General features: G+C 35.5%; 13 protein-coding genes. 5 read left to right on the top strand and 8 right to left on the bottom strand.

Going from position 1 to position 12,709, the window contains the following annotated elements:
• Window positions 1–8: 8 nt before the first annotated feature.
• Window positions 9–257 carry a hypothetical protein gene (locus tag LMF32_RS02420; RefSeq protein ID WP_230523731.1) on the bottom strand — a complete coding sequence of 83 codons (249 nt, stop codon included), beginning with the start codon at window positions 255–257 and terminating at the stop codon, window positions 9–11.
• A 249-nt stretch (window positions 258–506) separates the two neighbouring features.
• Here LMF32_RS02420 and coaA point away from each other — a divergent pair, with 249 nt between their 5' ends.
• Together coaA and guaA are read left to right on the top strand one after the other, a co-directional pair.
• Window positions 507–1,430, top strand: coding sequence for a type I pantothenate kinase (coaA, locus tag LMF32_RS02415; protein ID WP_188203876.1), 924 nt, complete (start codon window positions 507–509; stop codon window positions 1,428–1,430).
• Between the two features lie 172 nt (window positions 1,431–1,602).
• Window positions 1,603–3,117 (top strand): glutamine-hydrolyzing GMP synthase, encoded by a 1,515-nt coding sequence (guaA, locus tag LMF32_RS02410; protein ID WP_230525062.1) that lies wholly within the window; start codon window positions 1,603–1,605, stop codon window positions 3,115–3,117.
• A 75-nt stretch (window positions 3,118–3,192) separates the two neighbouring features.
• On the opposite strand, the gene istB is transcribed toward guaA, so the two are convergent.
• The 4 genes from istB to LMF32_RS02390 all read right to left on the bottom strand — a co-directional run bounded on the left by istB (window position 3,193) and on the right by LMF32_RS02390 (window position 7,959).
• Window positions 3,193–3,942 carry an IS21-like element helper ATPase IstB gene (gene istB / locus LMF32_RS02405; protein WP_230523475.1) on the bottom strand — a complete coding sequence of 250 codons (750 nt, stop codon included), beginning with the start codon at window positions 3,940–3,942 and terminating at the stop codon, window positions 3,193–3,195.
• Window positions 3,939–5,489, bottom strand: coding sequence for an IS21 family transposase (istA, locus tag LMF32_RS02400; protein ID WP_242597301.1), 1,551 nt, complete (start codon window positions 5,487–5,489; stop codon window positions 3,939–3,941). Before istA ends, istB begins: the two co-directional genes overlap by 4 nt.
• A 208-nt stretch (window positions 5,490–5,697) precedes the next feature.
• Window positions 5,698–7,203 (bottom strand): GIY-YIG nuclease family protein, encoded by a 1,506-nt coding sequence (locus LMF32_RS02395; protein WP_230523730.1) that lies wholly within the window; start codon window positions 7,201–7,203, stop codon window positions 5,698–5,700.
• A gap of 435 nt (window positions 7,204–7,638) precedes the next feature.
• The gene (locus LMF32_RS02390; RefSeq protein ID WP_230523729.1) at window positions 7,639–7,959 is read right to left on the bottom strand and encodes a DUF898 domain-containing protein; all 321 of its coding nucleotides are present in this window, start codon (window positions 7,957–7,959) and stop codon (window positions 7,639–7,641) included.
• Window positions 7,960–8,159: 200 nt separating this feature from the next.
• On the opposite strand from LMF32_RS02390, the gene LMF32_RS02385 reads away from it, so the two are divergent.
• From LMF32_RS02385 to LMF32_RS02375, 3 genes are all read left to right on the top strand, one after another.
• Complete coding sequence (locus LMF32_RS02385; protein ID WP_230523728.1) at window positions 8,160–8,558, top strand: VOC family protein; 399 nt, start codon at window positions 8,160–8,162, stop codon at window positions 8,556–8,558.
• A gap of 66 nt (window positions 8,559–8,624) precedes the next feature.
• Complete coding sequence (locus tag LMF32_RS02380; protein ID WP_230523727.1) at window positions 8,625–9,116, top strand: GNAT family N-acetyltransferase; 492 nt, start codon at window positions 8,625–8,627, stop codon at window positions 9,114–9,116.
• A 43-nt stretch (window positions 9,117–9,159) separates the two neighbouring features.
• Entirely contained in the window at window positions 9,160–9,924 is a 765-nt protein-coding gene (locus tag LMF32_RS02375) for an SDR family oxidoreductase (protein WP_230523726.1), read from the top strand.
• A gap of 185 nt (window positions 9,925–10,109) precedes the next feature.
• On the opposite strand, the gene LMF32_RS02370 is transcribed toward LMF32_RS02375, so the two are convergent.
• From LMF32_RS02370 to ndk, 3 genes are all read right to left on the bottom strand, one after another.
• Window positions 10,110–10,967, bottom strand: coding sequence for a nucleotidyl transferase AbiEii/AbiGii toxin family protein (locus LMF32_RS02370; protein WP_230523725.1), 858 nt, complete (start codon window positions 10,965–10,967; stop codon window positions 10,110–10,112).
• A gap of 16 nt (window positions 10,968–10,983) precedes the next feature.
• On the bottom strand, window positions 10,984–11,817 hold the full coding sequence (locus tag LMF32_RS02365) for a hypothetical protein (RefSeq protein ID WP_230523724.1): 834 nt from the start codon (window positions 11,815–11,817) through the stop codon (window positions 10,984–10,986).
• A 471-nt stretch (window positions 11,818–12,288) separates the two neighbouring features.
• Entirely contained in the window at window positions 12,289–12,690 is a 402-nt protein-coding gene (ndk, locus tag LMF32_RS02360; RefSeq protein WP_230523723.1) for a nucleoside-diphosphate kinase, read from the bottom strand.
• Between the last annotated feature and the right edge of the window lie 19 nt (window positions 12,691–12,709).

Below are 12,709 nucleotides of genomic sequence, written 5' to 3'. Positions count from 1 at the left end.
TTAATCTCCTAACTAATGTGTTGGTCTTCTTCTTGGGACGAGCTGATGATGCGTTTTGGTTTTGTCAGTAATCCTGAAATAATAAAACCAAGAACAGCTCCTCCTAGACCGAAAAATAATTGTAATGTTCTGTTTCCATCTGGTGCTAAAAAATACAAGCCCATAGTGGAGACGGCAGAGATGAAGATGGAACGCACAAGATCACGTACTTCCACTACGTCGCCCCATATTTCAATATAGTTTTTTTCTTCTTTCATTGTCGAACTCCTTCCTATACAAATTTCTTATAGTTCCTTTAATGATTCGATAACTCTATTAAAACGCATTCTCACTTACAATAGTACAGTAGATGAATAACTTGCGGTAGTTAAGCTTCGCTAAAACTCATTAAATTTTTTTAAAGATTTAGCCCGATTTTCATCTTGCACAAAAGGAAAAACTATAATTAAGACTGAATATCTGTTACAATTATGCGAAACTTTCAAAATCAGGAGGGACAAATACCCATGAATGAAACGGAAACTCATCACATTATTTCTCGTGATGACTGGAAAGAATTAGGTCATGATACATCCATCAAAATGACATTTGAAGAATTGGAAAATATTAGAGGACTGAACGATCCGATTTCTTTAGCAGACGTAAAAGAAATCTATGTACCTCTAGTTCAATTAATCAATTTATTTATCCAACAATACGAAAAACTGCAAAAAGAAAAGACCTTTTTCTTAGAGCACCAAACTGAAACAAAACCGTTCGTGATTGGGATCGCAGGAAGTGTTGCTGTTGGGAAAAGTACGACAGCACGTTTATTGACTCAAATGCTGGCCAGCTACTTCACTGATCTGAGTGTAGAAATGATCACCACAGACGGGTTTTTGTATCCAAATAAGGTCTTAAAAGAAAAAGGCATCATGAATCGAAAAGGGTTTCCTGAAAGTTACGATATGAAAAAATTGATCACATTTTTGAGCAAAGTAAAAATCGGTGAAACCAATATTACTTCTCCAGTCTATTCTCATGAAGTGTATGACATTATAGAGGGGAAAACAAACGTTTTGCACCGACCGGATATTTTGGTTGTGGAAGGCATCAACGTGCTGCAATCTCCAGCAAACGAACAGATTTACATAAGCGATTTTTTCGATTTTTCAATCTACGTGGATGCAGAACCGGAACAAATCGAAAAATGGTACATCGAACGATTCGGAGTATTGCTGGAAACAGCGTTTACGGATCCGAACAACTATTATTATGAGTTAGCGCAAAAAGGTCCAGATGCAGCATTTGCGCATGCTCATGACGTATGGAGAACAATCAACTTAGAAAACTTGAAAAACTTCATTCTTCCGACGCGTAAACGGGCGGATTTAATTTTGCACAAAAGTGAAAGGCATTACATCGATAAAATTATGCTGAAAAAATACTAAGCTGACGGATGCTCAGATAGACAAAATAAAGAAAATAAACTTTTCATTAGAAAAAGCGCTATCATTTTTTTTGAGCTAACAAATCTATATCATTCGTGATACTATGGTAAGAAAAATATAGAAGAGGTGTAAAGTTTTGACAACTATAACAGATACAAAAGAATTGGAAAAAATGATCGTACTTGATTTTGGTAGTCAATATAACCAATTGATCACGCGTCGTATTAGAGAATTTGGAGTTTATTCAGAGTTGATGCCTCATACAACAACAGCTGAAGAGTTGAAAGAATTAAACGTTAAAGGAATCATCTTTTCAGGTGGACCGATGAGTGTTTACGATGAAGGATCATTTTCAGTGGATCCTGAAATTTTTAATTTAGGTATTCCAATTTTTGGTATTTGTTATGGAATGCAATTGATGACGAAAATGATGGGTGGAGAAGTCAGCCCAAGTACAAACCGCGAATACGGGAAAGCTGAGATTCATATTGAAGACCGTACAGCACCACTTTTCACTACTTTAGATGAAGAAGAAACGGTTTGGATGAGTCATGGTGACTTGGTTACTCAAGCTCCAGAAGGTTTCGTTGTCAGTGCGACAAGCGCACACTGCCCAATCGCTTCTATGTTTAATGAACAAAAGAACTTCCATGCCGTTCAATTCCATCCAGAGGTTCGTCACTCTGTACATGGAAACGACATGTTAAGAAACTTTACGTTTAATGTCTGTGGTTTTGAAGGAAACTGGAGCATCAGCAACTTTATCGATTTAGAGATTGCTAAAATCCGCGAAACTGTAGGAGACAAAAAAGTCTTATTAGGTTTATCAGGCGGGGTAGACTCAAGTGTAGTAGGAGTTCTATTGCAAAAAGCGATCGGCGACCAATTGACATGTATCTTTGTGGATCACGGTTTATTGCGTAAAGGCGAGAGCGAACAAGTTATGGAAAGTTTAGTCGGCAAATTCGGCTTGAACATTATCCGTGTGGACGCTAAAGAACGTTTCATGGCCAAATTAAAAGGTGTCAGCGATCCAGAACAAAAACGTAAAATCATTGGAAACGAGTTTGTGTATTTATTTGATGATGAAGCGACAAAACTTGATGGTGTTGAGTTTTTAGCTCAAGGAACACTTTATACTGACATCATCGAAAGTGGAACAGCTACTGCTCAAACAATCAAATCTCACCACAACGTAGGTGGACTTCCTGAAGACATGCAATTCAAATTGATTGAACCATTGAATGCTTTATTCAAAGACGAGGTTCGTGAATTAGGAATGGAATTAGGCATGCCAGAAAGCTTAGTTTGGCGCCAACCGTTCCCAGGCCCTGGTCTAGGAATTCGTGTCATCGGTGAATTAACAGAAGAAAAATTAGAGATCGTTCGCGACAGCGACTACATCTTAAGAGAAGAAATTGCTAAAGCCGGTCTTGACCGCGATATCTGGCAATACTTCACAGTTCTTCCAGGTTTCCGCAGTGTCGGAGTCATGGGAGACGGCCGTACGTATGACTACACAGTCGGAATTCGTGCTGTAACATCTATCGACGGAATGACAGCTGACTTTGCGCGTATCCCTTGGGATGTCTTGCAAAAAATCTCAGTGCGTATCGTAAACGAAGTGAAACACGTCAACCGTATTGTGTATGACGTAACTAGTAAGCCGCCAGCTACTGTTTGTTGACGTCAAGTAGAAATCGGCAATTTATGCTAATTAATTTTCCACACATTCTGCTTGATAAGTTTCGGCACTTTTTTGTTACGTAAACATGCTTTGACGGTTCTTCATTCGATAACTCTCATCATTCATTTGAACAACCTCTACGCGATGAAGGAGACGGTCTAGTATAGCCGTCGCAATCCCCTCATCTCCCAGTAGTTCTCCCCACTGATCTGGACTTTTGTTGGAAGTGAGAATAATTGAACTTCGTTCATATAAGTGATTGATTAAGTGAAAAAATTGGTTCGCTTCTCGTTGATCCATAGCCATATACATCAAATCGTCAATAATAATTAAATCAGCTTTCTTAATTCGACCTAATGCCAATTGAGATTTTCGAGTATACTCGCTTGTTTTCAGTATTGTCATCAGTTCTCCCATTGGGAGAAACATCACTTGATATCCTTTTTCAATAGCTTCTAATCCCATTCCTATTGCCAAATGCGTTTTTCCTACACCAGGGGGACCAAGCAGGATAAGGTTATATTGCTGTTCAAGCCAATTCATTTCTTTTAGCTGTTTCATTTGGCGCTCTGTGAGGCTTGTTTGTTCACTTAATTCATAAGCCTCAAGTGTTTTATGATAAGGGAATTTAGCCCATTTTAATCGCTTTACTTTGTTTTTCTCTTCGCGTTTAGTCAATTCAAAAGTAAGTAGATGATCTAAAAATTCATGGTACGTCCAAGACTGTTGTTCTGCTTCTCGCATAAGAGTGGGAAGCTCTAGCGATACTTCAGCTAAACGAAGTTGCTTAAAGGCTAGCTGAAGAGGTTCGAGACCTGTGCTCATCTTGTTTCACCTCCTAAAAGTTTTGTGTACTCGTTAATGGAGCGAGTCGAAACTGTGATAGGTGGAGTAGAGGGATTCAGAGAAGTCAGAGGCTCTTCTAGTGTCGTTTGGCGAATAGTAGGCGGTTTTTGACTAGCTATGTATGCCGCGACATCTCGGAAGTCATTCGCACTCCATAATTTTTCTACAATACATTTTTCTAAAGTGGTTTCTCGTACTTCAGGAAAGTCTTGAATGGCTTTTTCCAAGACAAGAAACTGGTCTCGAGCGTATCTCTTATGACTGGCAATGACTTTGTCAATAAAAAAAGCGGCTCTTTGCTCATCCTCAAATAAATGAATCATAGCTTCTCGATACTTTTTGATGGTCTTTGAACGATCTCTTCCATGGTTCCTTTTCTTAATCAATTTCCCTTTCTCCAACGAAATCGAGTGTCTAGTAATTTCTTCTCCACTAAGGTCATTTAAAATCACTAATTCTTGGTCATGAACACTCAAGATAACTTCATTAGAACCAACGGTTTGATAGGTTCCTAGAGGAACTGAATAACGATTTCCTTTGAAGCGAATCGTATTGTCTTTCCCGATTTTTGCTGTTATACTGGCATCAAAAGAAATTTCTTTGCTTTTAAGAGGAGAGACTGGTTTCAAGTGTGCTTTTTCCAGAAGGAACACTGAATCGGGTCTCTTTTTTGTCGTTCCATGCACTTTGTGATTTCCTGTTCGGTCTAACCATGCCCGACATTTCTCGTTCCAATCATCCAGTCCGTTGTACCGTCTATTTTTTGCGAAGTTCGTTTTTACATAACCGACTACACGCTCAATTTTTCCTTTTGTTTCAGGATCCGCTGCTCGGCATAAGTAAACTTCAAACCCACGGGTTTGTTGGTATGACTTAAATTCATGCGTTAATAACAGATCGCCAGCATTTTCATGGACGGCAATGATGTTGTCTTGATCATACATAATTTCTTTTGTTATACCGCCAAAAAAACGAAAAGCTTGTTCATGACAACGGATCGCATCGGTTGTTTTAAATGGACGATCTAACCACTCTACATATTTGTAGCGGCTATGACCCAACACAAAACAGATAAAGTATAACTTTACTTTTTCATTAGTCACTGTTTCTTGCCATATCTCGCCCCAATCCACTTGGATTTGCTCTCCCATCTCTACTTCAGGAATAGCCTCATATTGACGGACTTGTTTCTGTTTCGGTAAAGAGTACCGGTCTCTCAAGTCGGTTACGAAGGACCGTACGGTACTGGATCCAATATTCAGTTTGGGATACTCTTCTAATAACCAGTCTTCCACTTGTGCTGCAGATAAGTCGGGGTGTTCTTTTAACCAATCCACAATAGTCGTTTCATAGTGGTCCAACTTTTTTTTCCTATTTTGAAGAGAGTGGGTCCACTGGACCATGTCTTCAAAATCCATAGTTAAGTATTTCCTGACAGTATCTCTATGAACCCCAACCTTTCTTTCAATCTGGCTTTTATTGAATCCTAATCGATTCAATCGGTGTATCTCATAGTATAAGTTCATTTTTGTTTTGTTCACCTTTCATCCTCCAATTCAAGTTATACCATTCTAGTATAATCGAACTGGGTGTTTTTCTGAATAAAAAGTGCCGAAACTAATCAAGCAATAATTGTTGATTCTAGTTTAGCATTCACACTGTTGAGTGGGAGTAATAAAAATGAAGCCTGTAAATGTATTTTTAATAATACTTACAGGCTTCTTTATTTATATTTTAAACAAGAGATTCAGTTTTTAAATTTTCTTCTAATGCCAGCGTTTGATTATATTCTTCAGCAAACATAGTAGTATTAAACTCTGCAGTTGGATCAATCTCTTCGACTAATAATTCTAGAGAAGCAATGTCTGTCTTAAAAAACTCTTTTCTTCTATAGTTAACTTTATTTACTCTATGGTTGGAAAGCTTTTTGTGCAGTTCACTTTCTAAACCTACTGCATCATCACTAAATATAAGAGCGTGCACATCAAATCTAAATGGAACAGAAGCGCTACCGAGTTCATCTACTCGTTGTTGAGGTTCCATTCTTCTGGTCATACCAATTTTAAAAGTATTATCTCCGAAAGATCCCATGTTTGAAATTATATATACGTAACCAGCTTTACCAAGAGCTAAACTAGCTATCTCTTCTTTCTTGTTTTCGACACTGTCTAGTTGCAACTCTAGTTCAAGTAAACGACTTCTTAATTGTTGTATTTTTATTTCATCCGTTTCTGATTCTAAAATTTCTCTATTTCGTTCAATCTCGGTTTTAAACTTATTTTCTTCCTGTTCTAATTTTTTACGTTCTGCTTCAAGAGCTTTCCTTTCCTCAGCCTCTTGCTTCATTTGTTCTTTAATAGCTTTCTGTTCTTCTTTTTCTCTCTGTCTATAAATGTAGTATCGATATTCAATATCAACTAATTCTAAGTACAGTGGTTCAATTTCAGAAATAAACTTTGTAATAGTTGGAAGAATAGCTTTGTTTCCCTCAGCAGCAATCACTAAGTATTTCGTCATTATATCTTTAACTAACTGTTTTGTGACCTCTAATTTTTCATATGTAAGCTTATATAAAAGAATCTGCATCTCAGACTGAAGACCAATAATCATCAAATTATATATTGTTTTATTCGCTTTAGTTGTATATCTATTTTCATATGCTGTTAACAGATTAGTTATTTCTTTTTTTGTAGCATTAGATAGTTTTTTTAATTCTTTAGAATTATCAGAATGCAAATGAAGTCTTATTATAGTACCGACCAGACTCTCGTCATCCAACTCGGAGCGTAGTTCATCTAGGATAGAATCTACTCCATTCAAATCAATAGTGTGAGGGAACCTTTCCTCAAAATTTTTCAAACCTACCAACTGTGATTTAAATTTTCGAGCTTGATTCATATAACGGTTTATTTCTTTTTGCAACTTAGTATTTTCAATATTTAATTCTTCATTTTCTATTTTACGTTGATTAACTGTCATCAATAAAGACGACAATTCTTCGTTCGCTTCATTTTTAATATTTTCAGCTTCAGCTTCAGCAGCACGGATAATAACTTCTCTTTTATCATTATTTTCAGCTTCGACTATACTTTTGAAGTCTTGTATAAGTTTTTCTTTGTTCTCTAATAATTTACTTTTAGTATTGATTTCTGATTGAAGAGAGGACTCTTCAGAAATTAAATTTTCTAGTTCTAATTTTTTTATATCGATACTTTTCTTAAGTTGTGCATACTCTTTCAATCGTTGAAAAATCCCAATTAATATTTTCCTCTTTTCTATATTATAGTATAGCTTGAAAAATATTTATAAAAAGTCTGTAATTCTTCTTTAGCATGTAATAACAACATCGTATCAAAAACAAGATTTAAGATCTATTTCATTCTAAGCGTTCAAGGTCCTATTGTTAGCTGCTTATACTAGCGTGAATGTATTAGTCAAGGTTGTATTTAAAGACCGTAAATTCCTAGATAACAGTTAACTTTACTAGTAATGAGTAACCCAAGTGTAATGTGAAGATTCTCGCAAAATTGATAGACTGCTGAAAAATCAAGAACTCTAAATAAAAGACCAATATAATTTTTAAACTGGTTTGATATTTTTTTAATTTAAGCAAATACTTATCTAAAACAATTATATCTATGAATATTGCTTGATTGGCAAAAAATTATATGTGTTCTAATTTACAAAAATAGTGTTACGTGCTTTCCAATCTTCTAGTTTGATAGAAACCCAGAAACCGTAGATGCCGAAAGTGACCAATGTTAACAAGAACCATTTAATCCAGTGACCAAATAAGCTCATAGCTGAACCTTGAAATCTCATTCGTCTACCTTCAATTACTGTATGATTGATTTTCCATCCATAAACCATACACAATGCCCAAGGGTAAGCAATACCCAGCGTAAAGAATGTGATAATTGCTCCTAAAATACTCCAACCGATTAAACTCAAAAGACTTCCATCAAAAAAAGAATTTCTACCTTTATGTAGTTCCACTTTTATTCCCCTCCTTAAACTTGTGATAAGAATAGTTTGCCATGTAAAAAATCTAATGTTATTAAAATTAGGGAGAAGTTGTAATATTGTCACTTTTTGTAGCAGCCAATTAGGTTTTACTTACTAATTAATTAGGATTTCCTTTGCTATAGAGAAAGTATATTCGGTAAAATATCCTTATTGATAAAGGAGGATGCAAAATGTCAAAAGGGCTGATTCATCATATCGAGATATATGTTTCGAATTTAAAAGACTCTATTGATTTCTGGGGTTGGTTATTAGAAGAGCTGGGTTATGAAATTTTCCAAACTTGGGAACAAGGACAAAGTTGGAAATTAGGAGAGTCCTACATTGTTTTAGTGCAAGCTGAAGAAAGATTTTTGGATGTGCCTTACCATCGATGTCGAGTAGGGTTGAATCATTTAGCTTTCCATGCAGAATCTAGAGAACAAGTAGATAAAATGACAAAAGAGTTAAAGCAGAGAGGTGTCAACATTCTTTATTCGGATAAGCATCCTTTTGCAGGCGGAGAAGGGTATTACGCCGTTTATTTTGAAGACCCAGATAGAATAAAAGTTGAATTAGTTGCGCCAGAGTAAGTGAGTTATATACTATGATTGCTAACTATTTTTTCATACATAAATCGCTAAAAGAAAGGAAATGTCATGAATTATTCCATCAAGCCATTTGAAATGAAAGATCTACCGTTCTTGTGGGAAATGTTGTATCAGTCCATTTACGTTCCTGAAGGACAAAAAGTACCTAGTCTAGATATTTTGAAAGAACCAGCAATAGAAAAATATTTAAGCCATTGGGGTAAAGAACATGACCATGCTTTAGTAGCGGTGAATGAGAACAATTATCCTATAGGCGCCGTGTGGATAAGATTATTGGATCAAGAAAATGCTGGTTATGGTTTTGTGGATAACAATACACCGGAACTTGGAATGGCGATTGAAAGTTCCTATAGAGGTTTAGGAGTAGGGAAAAATTTGTTGTCTAAAATGATAGATTTAGCTGAAGATTTAAGATATTCCGCTATATCATTTAATGTGGATCCACGGAACAAAAACGCCTTACGACTATACGAAAATAGTGGATTTAAAAAAGAATACGAAGACGACGGCGGTTCTTGGACAATGAAAAAAGATTTGTAGCATACAAAAAGAGAAAAGCACTGAATAAATTGGGGGGATAATCATGAAAAAAATCGTACTTACCGGCGGAGCGAATGGAATCGGACGAGCGATAGTGGAAAGTTTGGCAGGGAAAGCGGAGTTGTATGTAATCGATCGTGATCAAGAAGCAGGGGAGGCTTTAGAGAAAAAGCTGCCTTCTTCTCATACTCATTTCTTTTACGGAGATTTGGCAAGTCAGACTGTTTTAAAAGAGTTCGCTCGTTTCGTAACGGAACGAACAAACCAGATTGATGGATTTATCCACAATGCGGCTATCAATAATGGTGGATTAGTTTCCGGAGCAACGTACGACGACTTTATGGAAGTATTGAAAGTCAATGTGGGAACGGCTTACTATTTAACGCAGCAATTTGAGGAAGACTTTTCGGATTCTGCCAGCATTATTTTGATGTCTTCTACTCGTAATCGCCAAAGTATGGAAAACAACGAAAGTTACAGCAGCTCGAAAGGAGCCTTGCTTTCGCTATCTCATGCTATGGCGAACAGTCTTCGCAGCAAAGCCAGAGTAAACGTCATCAGTCCAGGATGGATCGAAACCAGTGATTTCCAATTCGAAAAACAAGAAATGGAATTGTCTACAAGCGACCACTCCCAACACTTAGTAGGTAGAGTAGGTTATCCAGTAGATATTTTCCATATGGTGGAATTCCTATTGGATGAAAACAAATCAGGCTTCATCACAGGACAAGAATTTGTAGTAGACGGCGGGATGTCGAAACAAATGATTTACCATGAAGAACATGGGTGGGAATACAATAATGAGTAAGGGAATGCAGATTTTTAATTGTTTTTGAGAATAGTCATGATACAGCGCAAATGTAATTCAAAATAGCTTCGATAACACCCGATGTCAGCGAAGATTAGATTATTAAAATAGTTAGCTGATTATTTGAAATGTAATGAAGCACCAGCCCCTGCTAAAAAATTGCAGGGGCTGGTGCTATAACCGTTTTACTTTGAACTATGAACTTCAAGTTCTTCTACATATCTTATAACTTCATAAATAATATCCGATAATTTTAGATTCATAGCATAATTCCTATTCTTTACATAATTAGGCCAATAGATTTCATTAATTTGTCTATTCTCGATAATATCTTCTAAAACAAACTTCCAATCATCAAAAATTTCAACATCAAATTCATTATTTTGTCTAAACTCCCAAGTATTTCTGAATGCTTCATAGCATTCTTCTATAGAAGGCAAGTTAGGATCTGTTAATAGTAAATGAATATCATAAAAATCTTTCATACGTGAATTAGTTGTACCTAACGTAAGAACTGTTTCTAGTTTTTCAGCGAGTATCGTTTGTAAAGGATAAGAAAGGATTTCGATTACTTCTTTTTCGCCGTTTTTCTCTTTAAAAAGAAGCGGCAATCTAGTTTTGATTGCTTTAGGAGTGATAATGTCTCCTACTCCTATATCCAAGTCGAAGTTGATTCTTGTGGGCTCTCCTAGAAATTGTAGAAATATCTTAGCACGGAAACCAGTATAGTTTCTTTGTTCTTGAGTTGTGATTAGAGAAGTTAAAGTAAACTTTGTATCATCATTTAAATCGATACTACAAATGTCTTTCAATACATTTTCAATTGTACCTTTATCAGCAGATATATCTCTTAACAAAGTATCTACATCTTTTGTGGTGCGTTGATCAATATTATAAATGGCTTCCATTAAAAAACCACCTTTAAGAATGAATTGTTCTGTATAAGATGAATTTTCTAAGCGCAATAGAAAACGTTCGGCTGCATATTTTAAACGATATTCTTCCACACTAGCGTTTGAAATTCCCTTTTTCGCTTTAATCAATGCAACTAATCGATTATTATTCGTTAGGAACAGCCCCTTTTATCCGGAGAGTATCTATCATTTTATCTAATTCTACAAGAGTATTTTGTTCTTTAGAAACTCTACGAAGTCTTATCAGTCGCGAATTCGCATTATTTAAATATCTGATGATTGCTTGTTCGATGATTTCAATTTCAGTACGATGACCTCTTTTCAAGACATCTGCAATTGTTCTTTCTGCAGAGGTAACAATAATAGGGTTGTTGTTCATTGAGAGCATTTCCGTTTTGTCTTTCTTCATAATTGGATTATTGTTGCTAAATTCAATCCCCTCTAATAAACTAGAATCAGAATGGTGTGTTTTATATATCTGTGATAAATTGTAGTTTTTAGGAAGACTGATATAAATTTTTTTAGGAATAACATCTGTTAAATCATGGTGGTATAACGCCGTTTCGTGAGAAATAACAGCTTTTGAGAACTTATTTTGTAAGATGAATTCTTGATCAAGTGAACTGTCTGGAAAGATGTATATTCCATTATCAACTTCGTCCAGCTGATACATCTTGGATAGCTTTTTAATCAAATAATCACTAAAACCTTCTGCGCGAAAAATTTTACGAATGACGACACCATTGTATTTATGAAGCAGGATTAAAAATTGAAACTCTTTTGAATCATATTCAGGTAGGGCACGATTTGGTATATATTTACTTAATTGGATTAAATGATATTTTTTACGAATGTTTTGGAGGTAATCATCAACTTCGGATGAGTCCATCATATCTAGTATACTCACAATAGTATCTATTTTTTCTTTTTTACTCATGGTTTCTTCGAAATGATAAAAATTTAGGAATTGTTCTTTCATAGGAAAAACCTCCTTTTATACAATTAACTTATGTATATCAGTTTACATTAGTTTATTGTATAAAACAAATCGGATAAATTATTTAAAATTAAGTTTTTAACTTCATAATAATAAAATAAGTCGTTAATTGTTGAAAAAACATCTAAGGAAAATTAAAACTCCTTTTGAGGTCATCTCTTGAGTCTATAAGGTACTGTTCGCCAATCGCACAATAGTAAATATAAAATGAAGGACTCAATTCAGTAGCTAGCAAACATTTTGAAACTATTATTATTTTGAACAAAAGGCTTAGACAAAGATTGTTTGAGGTTGAATATTTTTGGTGGAGAGGTTGTTTGCATAATACTGATGTTGGTTATAAATAGTCTGATAAATGACATTAGTTAAAAAGACAAGAAGCAGAGACAAACGCTCATATATAATCCACACATGAGTATTTGACTCTGCTTCTTTTGAATTTTAAGTAGTTTATTAACCAAACCAAATAGCTCTTTCTCGATCGGCGCTTTCTTTTGAATCAGAGGCATGAACAGTATTTTCAGACATACTTAGTCCATAAAGTGCACGGATTGTATTGTCCGGTGAATTTTCCGGATCAGTTGTCCCGTTCAATGCCCGAACTCGACTAATGGCATTTTCACCCTCTAAAATAAGCGCAACTAAAGGACTTCTTGTAAGGTAAGTAACCAGCCGGTTAAAAAAGGATTTTCCAGTATGCTCGGCGTAATGTTTTTCTGCTAAATTGGTAGAGGCTTTCATTAATTTCATTTCCACGACTTTTAAACCATTTCTTTCATACTCGACTAATATACTCCCAATCAGATTTCGTTCGACCGCGTCTGGTTTGAGCAATACAAGTGTTTTTTCTGTCATTCAAATCATCCTCCTTAGA

This window comes from Desemzia sp. C1, from assembly GCF_020882875.1.
Classification (GTDB): Bacteria; Bacillota; Bacilli; order Lactobacillales; family Carnobacteriaceae; genus Desemzia; species Desemzia incerta.
Note: the sequence above shows the minus strand (reverse complement) of the source record. Positions and strands in the feature narration are given on the sequence as shown.